The organism is Streptomyces sp. NPDC048436 (assembly GCF_043200355.1).
Classification (GTDB): Bacteria; Actinomycetota; Actinomycetes; order Streptomycetales; family Streptomycetaceae; genus Streptomyces.
On sequence record NZ_JBICXP010000005.1, the window covers coordinates 530,084 to 545,550 of the forward strand.

The following is a 15,467-nucleotide window of genomic DNA, read 5'->3' on the forward strand; positions in this document are numbered from 1 at the left end:
CCCGGCGCTTCAAGCGCCAGGAGCCTTCCGCAGCAACCGAAGAGGCCTCAGGCCTGGTACGGCTTCGCCTCAAGGATCTTCACCGAGGCGAGCTTGCCGTTCGGCAGTTCGTACTGCGCGTCCTCGCCGATCTTCTTGCCGTTCACGCCGCTGCCGAGCGGGGACTGCGGCGAATACGTCTCGATGTCGGAGCTCGCGTACTCGCGCGAGGCGAGCAGGAAGTCCAGGGTGTCGTCCTCGTCACCGTCAAAGGCGATCGTCACGACCATGCCGGGCGCCACCGCGCCGTCCGCGGCCGGCGCCTCACCGACCTTGGCATGCTCAAGGAGCTGGGTCAGCTGGCGGACGCGGAGCTCCTGCTTGCCCTGCTCCTCCTTGGCCGCGTGGTACCCGCCGTTCTCGCGCAGGTCGCCCTCCTCACGTGCCGCCGCGATCTTCGTAGCGATCTCGGTGCGCGCAGGACCAGACAGGTACTCCAGCTCGGCCTTGAGCTGGTTGTACGCCTCCTGGGTCAGCCAGGTGACGTTCTCGCTGGTCTGGGTCACAGGTGCTCCTCGTAGGTACTGGGAATACAAAGCATCGCCCTACCCAGAAGGATGTTCCCTCACGGGTGGGCGAAACCACGAGCCTAACAATTCAGGCGCCCGAGGGGGAGGACATAAGCCATCAGAAATACGTCAACGCAGGTGAGGGCCGGTGCACACGGGGCGTCGGCTGGTCAGCGTGACGCGAGGGGTCGGTCAGCGGTCAGTCAGCGGTCAGTCCGAGTGGCAGCCGAGCAGCTCGGCGCTCGTCCCGCGCGCCTTGGTACGGAGCGTGACGACCTTGTCGATCCGGCCCGAGTCCTGGTCGAAGCGGAAGTCCGCGCGGCCGACCTCTTCGCCGTCCTCGGCCTGCGAGCGCAGGGTGCAGTAGCCCTTGGCGTCCGCGTCCTTGCGCACCTCAAGGTGCACCTCGACCGCGCTGTCCGAGACGACATCGAACTTGATCACTTCGCCGCTGACCTTGGAACCGGCGACGTAGTCGTAGCCGAACCAACCGACGATCACGAGGAGGGTCGCACCGAGAATTCCGCCCAAGATCTTGAGCTTCCGGTCCGCCTGCTCGTCGGCCGAGCGCGAGCGGCCGTATCGGCCCTCGGGGACCTTCTCGCTGACGGCCGTCATGATCGTCCTCCAGGAAACAGGGATGCCGGAATTTTCCGCCCCCCGGTTCCGTCACTATAGAAGCCGCCCATTGCGATGAATTGACCAGGGCGCCGGATGACTGAGGAACGAGTCTTGACTGAGCAGCTGCGACTGATGGCCGTTCACGCCCACCCCGACGATGAGTCGTCGAAGGGCGCGGCCACCATGGCCAAGTACGTGTCCGAGGGGGTGGACGTGCATGTCGTGACCTGCACGGGTGGGGAGCGCGGCGACATCCTCAACCCCAAGCTCCAGGGGGACACCTACATCCAGGAGAACATCCACGAGGTGCGCAGGAAGGAGATGGACGAGGCCCGCGAGATCCTCGGCGTCAAGCAGGACTGGCTCGGTTTCGTCGACTCCGGTCTGCCCGAGGGCGACCCGCTGCCGCCGCTTCCCGAGGGCTGCTTCGCCTTGGAGGACGTCGACAAGGCGGCCGGTGAGCTGGTCCGGCAGATCCGCTCCTTCCGTCCGCAGGTCATCACGACCTACGACGAGAACGGCGGCTATCCGCACCCCGACCACATCATGACCCACAAGATCTCGATGGTGGCCTTCGAAGGTGCGGCGGACCGCGAGAAGTACCCGGAGAGCGAGTTCGGCCCGGCCTTCCAGCCGCAGAAGCTCTACTACAACCAGGGCTTCAACCGGCCGCGCACCGAGGCGCTGCACCAGGCGATGCTCGACAAGGGCCTGGAATCGCCGTACGGGGACTGGCTCAAGCGGTGGGATGAGTTCGAGCGGGTCGAGCGCACGCTGACCACGCATGTTCCGTGCGCCGACTTCTACGAGGTCCGCGACCGGGCGCTGATCGCCCACGCCACGCAGATCGACCCCGAGGGCGGCTGGTTCCGGGTGCCGATGGAGCTCCAGAAGGAGGTCTGGCCCACGGAGGAGTACGAGCTCGCGAAGTCGCTCGTCGATACATCCCTCCCCGAGGACGACCTCTTTGCGGGCATCCGCGACAATGCCTAGCGTGAACGCACATCTGGCAATGACGCATCTCGTCCCTCTCGCCAAAGAGGTCGACGATGACAAGGTGACTCCGGGTGTTCTCGGCTTCATCGTCTTCGCGGTGATGGCTCTCGCCGTGTGGGGGCTGATGAAGTCGATGAACAAGCACATGCGGAAGGTCGACTTCAAGGACTCCGATGACTCCGGTGACTCCGAGGAGTCACCGGACGCGAAGGCCGCGAAGTCCGCGAAGTCCGCAGAGTCCGCGAAGTCCTCAGAGGCGAAGGCAGGCTGAGCGCCCCGCCGCTCTCCGCCGCTCCCCGCCAGCCCCGCAGGCCCCCGCCGGTCAGTGACTGGCGTGGACGGGGACGCCCATGACCTCCCGCGCATGGCGGCTCGGGACCATCCCGAGGCGCCAGGCCTGCCAGCCGGCCTCCAGGTCGGCGCCGCGCTCCAGGAGGAGGCCGTACGCCTCCATGTAGTCGTCCAGCTTGCCGTCGCGCGTCGGGTGACCGGCGCGGGCCAGCTGGCTGAGCTCCTCCTGGGCGACGGCGGTGCCGATCTCGAAGCCGCCGGGTGAGGCGTAGGGCAGCAGGGTGCAGCGCAGGAAACGGGCCCAGTCCTCGCCCCGGCGGTCGCCGTACGAGGCGAACAGCGCCACCGCCTCGTCGCACAGGGCGAGCGCCTGCTGGGCGCGGGTGTTCCCCGCGTCCACGACCGCGAGCTCCAGGCAGGTCCACGCCTCGCCGTGCGCGACCCCGATGCGCTGGAAGTCGGCGCGGGCGTCCACCAGGAGCTGGCGGGCGAAGCCGGAGTTGCGCAGCGAGCCCGTCTGGGCGGCGCGCTGGTCGCGGGTGACCCGCGCCGAGTGGTGCCGCGCGCAGGCCAGGCCGTACACGTCCCGCATCCGCGAGAACATCGTCCGTGAGCGCTCCAGCTCGCGCACCGCCTGGTCGAGGCTGCCCGTCTCCTCCAGGGCCTGCCCCAGGTAGTAGACGCTCCACGCCTCGCCGCGCGCGTCCTCGTTGTCGCGGTGCCGGGACACCGCCTGCCGCAGCCCGTCGGCGGCGGCCGACGCGTCGCCGTCCACCAGACGGGCCCGCGCCAGCTGCGTCAGCGCCCACGCCTCGCCGCGGCCGTCGCGCGTACGACCGTAGCGGTCCAGGGCCGCGCGCAGCTCCTCCTCCGCGCGCGGTACGTCGCCCATGCGCAGGCACAGCTGACCGAGCTGGAAGTGCGCCCACGCCTCGCCGTGCAGGGAGTCGTTCTCGCGGTGCAGGGCGAGCGAGGCCTGTAGGAGCTGGAGCGCGTCGGCGAGGTGGGCGCGGTCCCGCTCGACCGCCGCGAGGGCGTGCATCGTCCAGGCGCGGTCGCCGGCCAGCTCGTCGGAGGCCTGCAGATCGAGCGCCTCGCGCAGCCGGGCCGCCGCCTCCGTCAGATTGCCCTGGTGGTGCAGCGTGATCCCGAGGGAGCACAGGGCGAGGGCGGCGCCCGCGTCCTGCTGGGCCTCGAAGTACAGGTCCACCACCGACGACAGGGTCGTGCGCGCCTGGTCGAGCTCGCCGAGCTGCCGGGACGCGATGCCCGTGCGCCACCGCACGCTTCGTGTGAGGAGCCCCTGGTCGACGGCCTGCGTCAGCTCGCTGATCTCGCCCAGGCGGTAGAGGTCGCCGCGCAGCAGGCAGTAGTCGCACAGTGCGCCCAGGAGGTTGAGCACCGCCTCCTGGTTCACGCCCTCCGCGTGCCGCAGGGCCGCCGTGATGAAGCTCGACTCGTCGTCCAGCCACCGCAGGGCGGCGTCCAGCGAGGAGAAACCGTGCCCGTCGAACTGGCCTGCCCGCGTCGACATCTTGCCGTCGACCAGGCGGATCACCGAACCGGCGAGTTCGCTGTAGCTGACGATCAGCCGCTCCTGCGCGGCCGTGCGCTCCCCGGGCTCCTCCTCGTCGATGAGCCGGGCCAGCGCGAAGGCCCGTACGAGATCGTGCAGGCGGTAGCGGCTGCCGCGCACGTGGTCGACGAGGCCCGCGCGGGAGAGCGCGGTCAGCTGGCGTGCCGCCTCGTTCCCGTCGGCGCCGAGCAGGGCGGCGGCGGCAGCGGCGCCCAGGGAGGCGCGCCCGGCGAGGGCGAGTCTGCGCAGGAGGCGGCGCGCGGGCTCGGGCTGGTCGGTGTAGCGAAGCCACAGGACGCGCTCGACGGGCGAGGTCTTCTCGGAGGGGCCGTACGCGGCGAGGTCGGTGGCCAGCTGACTCGGCGTACGCGCCCCGAGCGAGGAACCGGCGACGCGCAGGGCGAGCGGCAGCCCGCCGCACAACTCCCGCACCGCGTCGGTGGATTCGGCGTCGTAGGGCCCGGAGGCGTCCTGCGCCGAGCCCCGCAGCACCTCCTCCGCGCCCGCCGCGTCCAGCGGCTCCACGGGCAGCTGGTGCACCCAGGCGGGGAGGTCGGCGGGGAGTTCGAGTGGCCCACGGGCGGTGACGAGGACGAGGCTGTCGGAGCGCTCGGGCACCAGGGTGCGCACCTGCTCCGGGTCGCTCGCGTCATCGAGTACGACGGTGACGGCGAGGCCGGTCAGATACTGGTGGTAGAGCTCGCTGAGCCGCTTCACCTGCTGCTCCGGTGAGGAACGCTCCCGGAACAGCAACTGCTCGCGCGGGGCGCCCAATCGATTCAGCAGATGCAGGAGCGCGTCCCGCGTGGACAGCGGCTGGGAGCTGTCGCCCCGCAGGTCCACGACGCAGGCGCCGCGGAACTGGTCCCGCAGATCGTGCGCGGCACGCACGGCGAGCGAGGAGCGCCCGGAGCCGGGCGCTCCGTGCAGCACGACCACGGTGGGCCGGGTCTCGGTGCTCGCCCGCGCGGCGTGCACCCACTGGGCGACGCGGGCGAGCTCGGGGCGCCGCCCTGCGAACGGCCCCTCCGCTTCCGGCAGTTGGCCGAAGGACTGCTCCAGGACGGTGCGCCTGCGGGCCGCCGCGCTCTTGTCCGTGCCCCGCAGCCGGGGCGCCCCCTTCTGCTGGCCGGATGATGCCTGTAGGACCCGCTGCTGGTCGAGGAAGGGCCGGATGCCTCGCACCTCAAGGGCCGTCAGCCACTGCAGCCGCAGCTGCTCGGGCCCGCCCGGCTGGCTGAGGGCACCGGCGCGGCGGCTGGCCGCGGGCACGTGGGAGGCGGTGACCTTCAGGACGGTGGTGGCGGCGCCGACGACGGCGACGGCGGCGCCCGCACCCATGGCGGTCGAGGCCCCGGTCCCGAGCGCGAGGTCGGCGAGACACGCGCCCACGGCCGCAACGGCGGCCACCAGCAGGGGAGTTCCGGCCCCCTCCTTGGCATACCGCTGCCCGAAGGAGAGCTGCCCGGCCACCGATTCGTCGACGGCCCGCGTATACGCGGCGTACTCCTCGTCGGCGGTCTGCCCCATGGCGTCCAGCGCACCCCGGGCCCGCGAGAGCAACACCCCACCGTCGACCCGCCCACCGGCGCGCCGCACCTCTTCCTCCACCGCCCGCACCAACAGCCGCTCGGCTTCGGCCCGATGGCTGTCCCGCATATGGGTCCCCCTCAGAGAGCATGTGTCGCCTGCCGGTGCCAAGTGTCCTGCGTACGGCGCTCTGATGCGAGGGAGTCGGCGGATCACGTGGAAGCGCGCGGGATCATTCCCTGCCGCACGCGGAGAACCCCGTTGACTGGTGGTTCTGGTCGGCTGAGGCGTTAGATGAGGTGGAGGGTGTGGGGGCGGCGGTGCTACTTGGCCCCGTAGATCAAGAGGGGGCGGAATGCCGAAGGTGCCCGAGAGTCGGCGTGTTGGACGTATGGCCGTGAATGAGGTGCGTGCACTCCTGGAGAAGCATCGGCACATCGTGCAGGAGGTCGACGGCGGTAACGACCATGGCGAGGACCTGCACGTCACCTTCGTGCAGGACGGCCGGCGAACTGCGGACTCCATGGCTGTGCAGGTCAAGGGCGGGGTCTCGACGCGTACCAGGAGGGGCCATCGTGTCCGAGTCGGGGATCACGGGAGCAATTGGCGCGATGGCAGCCTTCCGGTGTTCTGTGTAGTCCATGATCCTGAACGAGGCGGCCTCTTGTGGGCCAATGCGACCCGTCAGCTCCGCCGAGCCGAAGCGCTGCGCAAGACGTTGAAGTCTGTTGTTGTCTCACGGGAGTCGGTGCTGGACGACGCGTCCATCGGGACTTTCGTGCAGAGCATCCGGAACTCTCTGGTTTGGGAGCGTCAAGGGGTGGGCCGGTGGGCGGACATGGCGGACGTTGTGTTCGCCCCGAACGACATCGTCAAACCCTTCGAGAACGAGTACGGCGAGCCCATGATCTTCTGGCAGCAGCGTGGGGAGCCGTTCGCAGTCCTGCTTCATCATGATCTCGACTGGGATCCGGTGCGTGTTCAGGAGCGGATGCTCCGCTTCGATCCCATCCCGATGATCGGCAATGTCATTTTGAACAGTGCGGAAGCGCACTGGCTCATGGGGTGCTTCAAATCCACGGAGTGGTGGCGTCGGCCGGCCGAGCAAAGTGTCTGACCCGCTGGGCTGTTCGCGTCCCGGTCCCAGGCTGCCGGGTCCCAGCGCCGTCAGATGGTTCCCAGGTCGACGGTGACGGAGAAGGGCGCCGCGGCCTTGATCACGCCGGTGAACATCTCGCCGTCCCTGTAGGCCTTGGTGGCGGGGTCGAGGACGTAGGTGTAGATGATGGGGACACCGGTGGCGGCCTGTTCGATACGCCAGTAGAAGGGGATGCCGGCCTTGGCGTACTGGTCCACCTTCACGATCCGGTCGGTGGTCTCCGAACCAGGCGACACGACCTCGACGACCAGGAGTACGTGTTCGGGGCGGGTGGGCGTGAGGTCGATGGTCTCCGCCCGGTAGACGACGACGTCCGGACGGCGGTTGGTGAGCGGAACGTCCTGCAGACGGACGTCAAAGTCCGTGTCGGCGTTCCAGTCCGGGCCTGCGGCGGCGTCCAGGGCATTGGCCAGGATTCGGGCCAGCCGGTTGTGCCGCTTGGACGCGCTCGGGCTCACGACGACCATCCCGTCCACGATCTCAATGCCGGCGCACTGCTCCTCGGACCAGGAGTCGTACTGCTCCGCGCTGATCTGGGTGTGCATCCACGCGGGCGCCACCATCTCGGCGGTCATGATGTGCCTCCTTCGAGGAGCCTTAACAGTTCCAGCGCTGCTGGGCTCAGCCTACTGTTCTGGGATGCCGGGGCGCCGATTTGTCGTCCCCCACGTGATGGCGCACCAGTGCAGCTCGGCCGAAGCGGGTGGGAGCCGCGCGGGCTTCGCCGACAGGAATGGGCACTGTGAGACGCTGGGGCGCATGAACCGGCTAGCTGGCGTGACCTCGCCGTATCTGCTTCAGCACGCTGACAATCCGGTCGACTGGTGGCCCTGGGAACCGGGGGCTTTCGAGGAAGCGCGGCGGCGCGACGTCCCCGTGCTGCTGTCAGTCGGCTACTCGGCGTGCCACTGGTGTCACGTCATGGCGCACGAGTCCTTCGAGGACGAGCGGACCGCCGCCTATCTGAACGAGCACTTCGTCAACATCAAGGTCGACCGCGAGGAGCGGCCCGACATCGACGCCGTCTACATGGAGGCGGTGCAGGCCGCGACCGGGCAGGGCGGCTGGCCCATGACGGTTTTCCTGACGCCCGACGCCGAGCCCTTCTACTTCGGTACGTATTTCCCGCCCGAGCCGCGCCACGGCATGCCCTCCTTCCAGCAGGTGGCCGACGGTGTCCACCGGGCCTGGCAGGACCGGCGTGACGAGGTCGCCGAGGTCGCCGGGAAGATCGTCAAGGACCTCGCCGACCGGCAGCTGGCGTTCGGCGCGGGCGAACTGCCCGGCGAGAACGAACTGGCCCAGGCGCTGCTCGGCCTGACGCGGGACTACGACGAGGCGAGGGGCGGCTTCGGGGGCGCGCCCAAGTTCCCGCCGTCCATGGCTGTGGAGTTCTTGCTGCGGCACTACGCCCGCACGGGCGCGCAGGGCGCGCTGCAGATGGCGGCCGACACCTGCGAGCGGATGGCGCGCGGCGGGATCTACGACCAGTTGGGCGGCGGGTTCGCCCGCTACTCCGTGGACCGCGAGTGGATCGTGCCCCACTTCGAGAAGATGCTGTACGACAACGCGCTGCTCTGCCGCGTCTACGCCCACCTGTGGCGGGCCACGGGTTCGGAGCTCGCGCGGCGTGTGGCGCTGGAGACCGCCGACTTCATGGTGCGTGAACTGCGCACGAACGAGGGCGGGTTCGCCTCCGCGCTCGACGCGGACAGCGAGGACGCCGCCGCCGGCAAGCATGTCGAGGGCGCGTACTACGTATGGACACCGGAGCAGTTGCGCGAGGTGCTGGGCGACGCGGACGCGGAGGTCGCCGCCGCGCACTTCGGGGTGACGGCGGAGGGGACCTTCGAGGAGGGTGCCTCGGTCCTCCAACTCCCGCAGGACGACGGCATGGTGGATGCCGCGCGACTGGCCTCCATCCGGGAGCGACTGCTCGCGGCGCGCGCGGAGCGCCCCGCCCCCGGCCGTGACGACAAGGTGGTCGCCGCCTGGAACGGCCTTGCTGTCGCCGCGCTCGCGGAGGTGGGCGCGTACTTCGAGCGACCGGATCTGGTGGCGGCGGCGGTGGACGCCGCGGATCTCCTTGTACGGGTGCACATGGACGAGCGTGCGCGGCTCGCGCGGACATCCAAGGACGGCCAGGTGGGCGCGAACGCCGGTGTCCTTGAGGACTACGCCGATGTCGCGGAGGGATTCCTCGCGCTGGCCTCCGTGACGGGGGAGGGCGTGTGGCTGGAGTTCGCCGGGTTCCTCCTCGACCACGTGCTCGGACAGTTCGTGGACGAGGAATCGGGTTCTCTGTACGACACGGCGGCGGACGCCGAGCAGTTGATCCGCCGCCCGCAGGACCCCACGGACAACGCGGTGCCGTCCGGGTGGACGGCAGCCGCGGGCGCACTTCTCTCGTACGCCGCGCAGACCGGGGCGGAGCCCCACCGGCGGGCCGCCGAGCGGGCGCTTGGCGTGGTGAAGGGCCTCGGGCCCCGGGCGCCGCGGTTCATCGGGCACGGGCTCGCGGTGGCGGAGGCGGCGCTGGACGGGCCGCGGGAGGTCGCGGTCATCGGTGAGGTGGGCGGCGAGCTGCACCGGGTCGCGCTGCTGGGTACGGCACCCGGGGCGGTCGTCGCTGTCGGCCCTACGGGCGGCGAACTTCCGCTGCTCACGGGGAGGGGGCTGGTCGGCGGGCTTCCGGCGGCTTATGTCTGCCGACGGTTCGTGTGCGACGCGCCTACCACTGACGCGGGGGAGCTGGCGGCGAAGCTTTCGGGGTGAGGGGGTGAGGGGGTGAGGGGGTGAGGGCGGGGCTCGGGCTGGCCCTGCGGGGCTTCCCCGATCCCGCCCCTTCCCGATGTTCCACACTGGCGTGGAAGCGAGGCGCCAAGACCGGCCGACAGCGATTCAGAAACTAGCGAAAGCGACCAGGTCAGCGAAGCCGTTGATTTTGACATGAGTGCGTCCAAGGTTGGCCTGTTCGATCGTCCGCAGCTTGATGGGCGTCCCGAAATTGCTGCCTGACGGCATTTAGCCATACCCAAGGCGTTCCTAAGTGTAAGCATTTCCGGAACGGGTGCGTCGACACGCTTGAGTGGGACCATATGGGAATAGGTCCGCCCAGGAGGTATGCATGAACAATCCTGCCCCGACAACCGGCGGCCCCCCACGCCCACCACGGCCACCAAAAACCCCAGAGCACTGGAACGCCTTAGCCTCTGTCGTCGCCGCCGCGGTGTCAGCTCTGACGTTCCTGGTGGGATTCATCGGTCTGCCGGCAGCTGGTGTTCATTCACCTGCGGCCACGCCTGAAACAGTAACGGCTACAACCACAGTGACCGCTACTGCCACTCGTGAGGCGCCAGAACCAAATGAATCTTCCGACGAGCAGCCGAGTGCCTCCGCCTCAATCGGCGAGCGCTGGTCCGGATCGCTTTTATATGAACCGGACAACGACTACGATCTGGACCTGACCCCTCCCAGGAAGGAGGGGGATCAAACCGACGCGCTTTTCGAAAGTATAACTGAAGGAAGGGATGCGGTATTCTCTTCTGGATCGATGGCGCTCGTCCACCAAGGGGATGAGATGAATGCCGCCGACTGCATTTTCCTGGTCCAAACGCAGTCCAAGGCGAGCATCAGTGTCCCAGTTGGGGGCAGCTTTTGCGTAACAACCACAGCTAGCCGTGCGGCAATTGTTACGGTCAGGAAATTGGATACAACAGACGGCACCGTGACCGTGGACGTTCGAGTGTGGGATAAGGCGCCGTAGCGAGATGTCCCCGGATGCGTCACGGCGCTGTTCGGTCCAGGGACGCCAATGCCCCCGTCACAAGAGAACGTGCGGCAGCCCCGCGCGCGGCTTCCTGAGAAAGTCGTTCGAAGGCTCGGGCGTACAACTCGACCTGAGTGGGCTGGGTGAGGGTGGAAGCCGCATCCAGTGTGTCCGCGTGCACCCTGGTGCCGTCGAAGATGGTGAAAGTTGGCATTGGCCATACGGCCCGCTGCGCCGAGAGCGGGACGATACCGACAGCAACGTTCTGTAGATCCATCACTCCGAGCAAGTGGCCAAGCTGCCCTGCCATGGTCTCCTTGCTGCACAGCCGGTACCGCAAGACCGACTCCTCCAGAACGAACGAGAAGCGGTGCGCCCCGTTGTTCAACACCGAGTTGCGCCTTATTCGAGCCGTCACGGCATCACTCACATCATCTGGGGTCCCGCGGAAGTCCGCGATGGATGACAGGAGGGCGGCGGCATACCCGGGGGTCTGGAGGAACCCGGGGATCACGTCCGAGACGTAGACCCGAAACATTCGGGTCCGCTGGTACAGGCTCTCCGTGGACTCTTGAAGGTGCCGGAGGCCGCTCTGCTGGAGCCGTTTCCACTGGACATGAGCGTCAGCGGACTGCCTGTTGGATGCGATGAGGTCAGGCGCTTGCTCGTCGGCGTCGCAGGCGCGGCACCATGCCCTGATGTCCGCATCGGAGGGAGGCGTCTTGGCGTTCTCGATCCGGGATGATTTCGACTCCGACCAACTGCACCTGAGAGCCAACTCCCGCCCACTGATCCCCGCATCTTTCCGGATCTCGCGCAGGCTGCCGGCGAGGTCCTCGCGGGCTTTCTGCACACTCGAAGAAGGGTGGAGGGACATTGGAGCCGGCCTCGGTCAGATCTCGTACAGGTGGTGTGGGACTGCTCGCTCCCACACCGCTTCAAAGGCAACAGAGCACAGTTTCACTGTCTTCGGCACGCTGGTGATCTCGTCTTCCACGACCACACCGTCACCCGAGAAGTGGTGCACGCGAAGCAGCGCCCCGTCGAACAACCAGAAGTCATTCCCTGGCAGTGGGATGTCTGTGGCACGTCGCCGTGGCAGCCACCGGACCTCCTCGCCTGCGGTGACGTTGGCGTGTGTGACGTAGTGCTCCCACCGGATGTACTCGGATACGGGCTCTGAGACAACTCGTGCCCGGCGGATCACCACGCCCCGAGCCACGGCGTTGCTGATCAACTGGTCGTAGGAATGCCACCATGACGCGCGGTCCTCCCAGTCGATCTGCGCCCCTCGCCGCCACGCCTCGAACCGCTCCGTGGGGGCGTACGAGTCACGCAGCTCCAAATGGACAGCGGAACGTTCGCAACGGCCGAGCAACTCAGCGAAGTTGGGCACGTTCAACGGCATCACATGCCTCCCTGATCAACGGAATCATCCGAGCCGGAATCCTGACGATGGCTTCGCTGTCGGGAACCGAGCCATTAGCGGGGCTGCTGCCCTCGCAGTGCGCCTGAGTCTCCGCGTTCGGCTTCCATCCCTGCAACAAGATCTCCTGAGCTTCCGCGTCCGCCCACACGGTGGGGCAGTGATCCCGGTCGGTGTCGGGGTCGATGCCAACGAACTCTACGGTCATGGCTGGCTCCCTGGACTAGGCAGTTGCTCGAGCTTGCACGAGCTTCGCTGAACAGTGGAGATCGCGTCAACTCCCCCATCTCTTAGGTGAATTAGTGTGCAAGTGCATGCAAGTTTGTGGAGTAACAGGTGAGCCAGCTCCTAGCGTCGCCAGTACCGCGACGGCACCGAGGGGACGGCAAATGACGACAAGTGCGACCGACACGGATGCGACCAGAGACGAGTACGGGACCTTCGCCCCGGCGGGCGAGACATGCCCTACGTGCATGAAGCCGATCAAACCCCTGGAGCCGGTGCGGCGGGGCTCGCTGGAACGGAAGTCGGGGCCGCCCGTGGTCGCCTACCGGCATGTGGCGTGCGTTCGCAAGATGGAGCGGTGAGGGGGCGGGCATGATCCCCATGGATCAGTACAAGAGCGCGCGTGCGGAAGCTGATCACGTGGCCGCGTTGTTGCGGTTTGCTCTCATGCGTGCGGGTGTGCCCGAGGGGGAGGCGGCGCGAGTTCGGGGCGTGGTGACGGGATCGGGGCGCGCTTACGTCGAACTCGGCGCGTTGCGCATGGGCTCTGCGGTGAAGCTGTGCGAGGCGCTGCCGCTCGCAGGGGACGGTGCGGCACCCTCACCTCCCGCCGACTCACTCGGCTGATCAAGACCCCCGTACTTTCGTGGCCGCGCGGCGTGGCAGGGACGGGGCGCTCGCCGGCGCGGCTTCGGCGGGCTGTGGCCTCGTCCGTGCGCTGCCCTCGCGGCGTGCGGGCGGGGCTATTCGTCGCCGGAAGCGCTGCGGTCGCGCACGTAGGTCCCCCGGTTCGGCACGGTGTAGACGAGCCCGTTTTCCCTGAGCACGGAGATCGCTGACCGGACCGTGTTCCGAGCGACACCGTATCGGTCCGTGAGTGCTTTCTCCGAGGGGATGGGCCGATCGGCGGCGAGTTCTCCCCGCTCGATCTGGCCCGTCAGATCGGCAGCGATCTGCCGGTACGGGGGCTCCGGTGCCTGGTGATCAATTTCGAGCGCTGCCATGACGTGAAGCGTAGACAACCGGTCATTGCTGTACCGGACTGGACCGCCCTAGACGGGGCTATACCGGTTGCTCTAACGTCAGGCATGAAAACGCCCCGACAGACCGCTTAGGACCGGTCCGCCGGGGCTCCGCCGAACAGCTTTACAGGAGCTGAACGACTATGCGTGATCGTATCGCCCGAGCCCTCGCATGGACCCTTTCGGTCCTCGCTCCCCGCCGACCGGGACGCCACAGCGCCGCATTCTTCGCCGAGAGGCCCGCCGCGGCCCCCGCCCCGGTCAACCCATGGTCCCGTCCGTTCACCGGGCCGACCAAGGAGGAAGCCGCCGCGATCTTCCGGCAGCAAGCCGAAACCGCGATGGAACCCCGCCTGATCCATGAACGGCGACGCGCGGCAGCTCTCGCGGCGCTCGGCGTGGACTACCCGTACACATACGAGGGGGCCCCGTTTCCCCGGTCCGCGTTCGCTGTTGCGGGGGTGTCGGCATGACTGCCGAAGAACTGTTCCCGGTCGTCCTTGCGGGCCACGACGCGCTCTGCGTCGAGTGCAAGACCCTCACGCGCGCCCCGATCCCCGTCCGCTACATACAGAGCAACAGCGGCCCGGGAACCACTCTCTACGCATGCCCTGAGCACGCCGTGAAGCTCGGGGCGGGACCGACCCCGGATGACGTGATCGGCACCCGCTAAGGCAGGCAACGGGTAGCGCAGACAGCCCCGTTCGGATCTTCCGAACGGGGCTTTCATGACCGGGGGCTCCGCGACCGACCCCCGACGAGATGACCTCAAGCGCTGCGGCGCAGGGGGGACCCCCACGCCGGGCTGGAAGTTAAAGGGGCGGCGTCGGGGAGAATTCCCGTACCGCCCCCGCCACGATTCCCTCCAAGCGGTCGTGGTGCGCCCCCCGCCAGTACACCCTCCCGCACTCCCCACACTCCGCGAACACGTCATACGTCCCCCGCGTCCCGCCCTCCAAGCGCCCCGCCACCTCCTCCTTCGTCGCCGCCTTCAGCATCCCGTTGCACGCCGTGCACCGCGTCCAGGGGGCCAGGGCGGGAGCGAACCTCCCCAGCACATCCCGCAGTTGCTCATCCGGCGCGTCGCTGTAGACGTACGCCCCCGCCCACAGCTCACGTCGCCGCAGCAAGCCCCGGTCCCGGCTGAGCAGCACCCGGCGCTCGGCGGCCGAGCGTGCGGCCAGGGCCGGGTCGCCGATGTCCGTGCTCTCGTACGCCGCGTCCACGCCGAGGAGTCGCAACCGGCGGGCCAGCGTGCCGAGATGGACGTCCAGGAGGAAGCGGAGTGGGGCGCCGGGTACGGATTGGGGGCGGGGGACCGCGTGGACCTCGACCGTCTCGTCCCGCGTCGGGATGTGGGAGGCCGGGACCTCGCCGCCGTCGACCACCAGCGCGCCGACCTCCGTCAGCGGAACGCCCAGCGATTCGACCACGTGCCCGAGCGTGGACGCGCCGTCGGTAACGGCCTTGGTGGGGCCGCCCCTTCGCTCGTACGGGACGAATACGCGCAGCTCGGGGGCGAAACCGATGAGGATCTCCGGACCGTTCATGCGGTCAGGATGGCATGACGAGGGTGGGGGCGGCCCGGGATTTCGGGCTGGCGGGTGGCGTCACGTCCCCGGAGCGTCGGCGCCGCCGCCGAAGCCCGTGGCCAGCATGTCCATCGTCCGGTTCACCAGCTCGCCCAGGTCGTCCTCGTGACCGTGTTCCGCCCAGTACGCCGCCGTCTCCGTCAGCGCGCCGATCAGGCCCATCGAGAACACCCTGACCTCAAGCTCACCGGGGTCGCGACCGGTGCGTTCCGCGATGACGCGGCACAGCATCCGGCCGGTGACCGACATGCTCTCCAGCATCCGGGACCGCACCGCGGGGACCTCGACCATCAGGCGCGTGCGGAGGCGTGACACCTCCGGCTCCTCGGTGAAACCGAGGCCCACCGCCCCGCGCAGCACATGCCGCAGTGACTCCACGACCGGCTCGTCCGCGGGGCGCGCCCGCAGCTCCTCTTCGAGCAGTGGGTCGTACTCGTCGGTGAGGACGATGTCCTCCTTGGTCGGGAAGTAGCGGAGGACCGTCGACGGCGACACCTCCGCGGCCTCGGCGATCCGCTCGACCGTCGTCGCCTCGTACCCCTGCTCCTCGATCAGCCGGTAGGTGGCCTCACGGATCGCGATGCGCGTCTTGAGCTTCTTGCGCTCACGGAGCCCGAGCTGCGCCATGTGCGCTGTCTGCCGCGGGCGAGTCGGCTGAGGGGCGTGCGCGGGAGGGGAGGTACGTGCGGCCGTCATGGCGCTCATTGTCGTG

17 protein-coding genes are annotated in these 15,467 nt (G+C 68.6%); 7 read left to right on the plus strand and 10 right to left on the minus strand.

The window, feature by feature from the left end; genetic code table 11:
- Positions 1–47: 47 nt before the first annotated feature.
- A complete protein-coding gene (greA, locus tag ACGFX9_RS20990; RefSeq protein ID WP_393473756.1) occupies positions 48–545 on the minus strand; it encodes a transcription elongation factor GreA in 498 nt (165 codons plus the stop codon).
- Between the two features lie 213 nt (positions 546–758).
- On the minus strand, positions 759–1,166 hold the full coding sequence (locus tag ACGFX9_RS20995) for a DUF4307 domain-containing protein (protein ID WP_393473759.1): 408 nt from the start codon (positions 1,164–1,166) through the stop codon (positions 759–761).
- Positions 1,167–1,301: 135 nt separating this feature from the next.
- Here ACGFX9_RS20995 and mca point away from each other — a divergent pair, with 135 nt between their 5' ends.
- Complete coding sequence (gene mca / locus ACGFX9_RS21000; protein ID WP_393474023.1) at positions 1,302–2,162, plus strand: mycothiol conjugate amidase Mca; 861 nt, start codon at positions 1,302–1,304, stop codon at positions 2,160–2,162.
- Between the two features lie 19 nt (positions 2,163–2,181).
- A complete protein-coding gene (locus ACGFX9_RS21005; RefSeq protein ID WP_393474026.1) occupies positions 2,182–2,436 on the plus strand; it encodes a hypothetical protein in 255 nt (84 codons plus the stop codon).
- Between the two features lie 51 nt (positions 2,437–2,487).
- Here ACGFX9_RS21005 and ACGFX9_RS21010 read toward each other — a convergent pair whose 3' ends face one another.
- The gene (locus tag ACGFX9_RS21010; RefSeq protein ID WP_393473762.1) at positions 2,488–5,691 is read right to left on the minus strand and encodes a tetratricopeptide repeat protein; all 3,204 of its coding nucleotides are present in this window, start codon (positions 5,689–5,691) and stop codon (positions 2,488–2,490) included.
- A 262-nt stretch (positions 5,692–5,953) separates the two neighbouring features.
- Between ACGFX9_RS21010 and ACGFX9_RS21015 the strand changes: the two genes are divergently transcribed.
- Entirely contained in the window at positions 5,954–6,679 is a 726-nt protein-coding gene (locus ACGFX9_RS21015; RefSeq protein WP_393473765.1) for a DUF4365 domain-containing protein, read from the plus strand.
- A gap of 50 nt (positions 6,680–6,729) precedes the next feature.
- Here the strand turns inward: ACGFX9_RS21015 and ACGFX9_RS21020 are convergent, their stop codons facing one another.
- Positions 6,730–7,296: a Uma2 family endonuclease gene (locus tag ACGFX9_RS21020; protein WP_393473768.1), complete on the minus strand. Its 567-nt coding sequence runs from the start codon at positions 7,294–7,296 to the stop codon at positions 6,730–6,732.
- 184 nt (positions 7,297–7,480) lie between these two features.
- On the opposite strand from ACGFX9_RS21020, the gene ACGFX9_RS21025 reads away from it, so the two are divergent.
- Both ACGFX9_RS21025 and ACGFX9_RS21030 read left to right on the plus strand, forming a co-directional pair.
- Positions 7,481–9,496 (plus strand): thioredoxin domain-containing protein, encoded by a 2,016-nt coding sequence (locus ACGFX9_RS21025; RefSeq protein WP_393473771.1) that lies wholly within the window; start codon positions 7,481–7,483, stop codon positions 9,494–9,496.
- Positions 9,497–9,848: 352 nt separating this feature from the next.
- Positions 9,849–10,487, plus strand: coding sequence for a hypothetical protein (locus ACGFX9_RS21030; RefSeq protein WP_393473774.1), 639 nt, complete (start codon positions 9,849–9,851; stop codon positions 10,485–10,487).
- Between the two features lie 19 nt (positions 10,488–10,506).
- Here the strand turns inward: ACGFX9_RS21030 and ACGFX9_RS21035 are convergent, their stop codons facing one another.
- Genes ACGFX9_RS21035 through ACGFX9_RS21045 form a run of 3 tightly spaced genes read right to left on the minus strand, consistent with a single transcriptional unit; the run spans position 10,507 to position 12,124 of the window.
- Positions 10,507–11,367, minus strand: a complete 861-nt coding sequence (locus ACGFX9_RS21035; protein ID WP_393473777.1) for a helix-turn-helix domain-containing protein — start codon at positions 11,365–11,367, stop codon at positions 10,507–10,509.
- A 15-nt stretch (positions 11,368–11,382) separates the two neighbouring features.
- Entirely contained in the window at positions 11,383–11,898 is a 516-nt protein-coding gene (locus ACGFX9_RS21040; RefSeq protein WP_393473780.1) for a DUF6879 family protein, read from the minus strand.
- Entirely contained in the window at positions 11,870–12,124 is a 255-nt protein-coding gene (locus ACGFX9_RS21045; RefSeq protein ID WP_393473784.1) for a hypothetical protein, read from the minus strand. Before ACGFX9_RS21045 ends, ACGFX9_RS21040 begins: the two co-directional genes overlap by 29 nt.
- Before the next feature lie 398 nt (positions 12,125–12,522).
- On the opposite strand from ACGFX9_RS21045, the gene ACGFX9_RS21050 reads away from it, so the two are divergent.
- Complete coding sequence (locus tag ACGFX9_RS21050) at positions 12,523–12,768, plus strand: hypothetical protein (RefSeq protein WP_393473787.1); 246 nt, start codon at positions 12,523–12,525, stop codon at positions 12,766–12,768.
- Between the two features lie 116 nt (positions 12,769–12,884).
- Here ACGFX9_RS21050 and ACGFX9_RS21055 read toward each other — a convergent pair whose 3' ends face one another.
- A complete protein-coding gene (locus ACGFX9_RS21055; protein WP_393473790.1) occupies positions 12,885–13,145 on the minus strand; it encodes a GntR family transcriptional regulator in 261 nt (86 codons plus the stop codon).
- Between the two features lie 487 nt (positions 13,146–13,632).
- Between ACGFX9_RS21055 and ACGFX9_RS21060 the strand changes: the two genes are divergently transcribed.
- Positions 13,633–13,836, plus strand: a complete 204-nt coding sequence (locus ACGFX9_RS21060) for a hypothetical protein (RefSeq protein WP_393473794.1) — start codon at positions 13,633–13,635, stop codon at positions 13,834–13,836.
- 139 nt (positions 13,837–13,975) lie between these two features.
- On the opposite strand, the gene ACGFX9_RS21065 is transcribed toward ACGFX9_RS21060, so the two are convergent.
- Positions 13,976–14,713 carry a Mut7-C RNAse domain-containing protein gene (locus ACGFX9_RS21065; RefSeq protein ID WP_393473797.1) on the minus strand — a complete coding sequence of 246 codons (738 nt, stop codon included), beginning with the start codon at positions 14,711–14,713 and terminating at the stop codon, positions 13,976–13,978.
- Between the two features lie 60 nt (positions 14,714–14,773).
- The gene (locus tag ACGFX9_RS21070) at positions 14,774–15,451 is read right to left on the minus strand and encodes a TetR/AcrR family transcriptional regulator (RefSeq protein WP_393473800.1); all 678 of its coding nucleotides are present in this window, start codon (positions 15,449–15,451) and stop codon (positions 14,774–14,776) included.
- Between the last annotated feature and the right edge of the window lie 16 nt (positions 15,452–15,467).

What these genes read in the sequence shown, in the direction of transcription:
- ACGFX9_RS21040 (WP_393473780.1), bottom strand. Translation starts at nt 11,898, where the DNA reads ATGCCGTTGAACGTGCCCAACTTCGCTGAGTTGCTCGGCCGTTGCGAA.
- ACGFX9_RS20995 (WP_393473759.1), bottom strand. Translation starts at nt 1,166, where the DNA reads ATGACGGCCGTCAGCGAGAAGGTCCCCGAGGGCCGATACGGCCGCTCG.
- ACGFX9_RS21045 (WP_393473784.1), bottom strand. Translation starts at nt 12,124, where the DNA reads ATGACCGTAGAGTTCGTTGGCATCGACCCCGACACCGACCGGGATCAC.
- ACGFX9_RS21060 (WP_393473794.1), top strand. Translation starts at nt 13,633, where the DNA reads ATGACTGCCGAAGAACTGTTCCCGGTCGTCCTTGCGGGCCACGACGCG.
- ACGFX9_RS21005 (WP_393474026.1), top strand. Translation starts at nt 2,182, where the DNA reads ATGACGCATCTCGTCCCTCTCGCCAAAGAGGTCGACGATGACAAGGTG.
- ACGFX9_RS21015 (WP_393473765.1), top strand. Translation starts at nt 5,954, where the DNA reads ATGGCCGTGAATGAGGTGCGTGCACTCCTGGAGAAGCATCGGCACATC.
- ACGFX9_RS21065 (WP_393473797.1), bottom strand. Translation starts at nt 14,713, where the DNA reads ATGAACGGTCCGGAGATCCTCATCGGTTTCGCCCCCGAGCTGCGCGTA.
- mca (WP_393474023.1), top strand. Translation starts at nt 1,302, where the DNA reads ATGGCCGTTCACGCCCACCCCGACGATGAGTCGTCGAAGGGCGCGGCC.
- ACGFX9_RS21020 (WP_393473768.1), bottom strand. Translation starts at nt 7,296, where the DNA reads ATGACCGCCGAGATGGTGGCGCCCGCGTGGATGCACACCCAGATCAGC.
- ACGFX9_RS21035 (WP_393473777.1), bottom strand. Translation starts at nt 11,367, where the DNA reads ATGTCCCTCCACCCTTCTTCGAGTGTGCAGAAAGCCCGCGAGGACCTC.
- ACGFX9_RS21070 (WP_393473800.1), bottom strand. Translation starts at nt 15,451, where the DNA reads ATGACGGCCGCACGTACCTCCCCTCCCGCGCACGCCCCTCAGCCGACT.
- ACGFX9_RS21030 (WP_393473774.1), top strand. Translation starts at nt 9,849, where the DNA reads ATGAACAATCCTGCCCCGACAACCGGCGGCCCCCCACGCCCACCACGG.
- ACGFX9_RS21010 (WP_393473762.1), bottom strand. Translation starts at nt 5,691, where the DNA reads ATGCGGGACAGCCATCGGGCCGAAGCCGAGCGGCTGTTGGTGCGGGCG.
- ACGFX9_RS21050 (WP_393473787.1), top strand. Translation starts at nt 12,523, where the DNA reads ATGGATCAGTACAAGAGCGCGCGTGCGGAAGCTGATCACGTGGCCGCG.
- ACGFX9_RS21055 (WP_393473790.1), bottom strand. Translation starts at nt 13,145, where the DNA reads ATGGCAGCGCTCGAAATTGATCACCAGGCACCGGAGCCCCCGTACCGG.
- ACGFX9_RS21025 (WP_393473771.1), top strand. Translation starts at nt 7,481, where the DNA reads ATGAACCGGCTAGCTGGCGTGACCTCGCCGTATCTGCTTCAGCACGCT.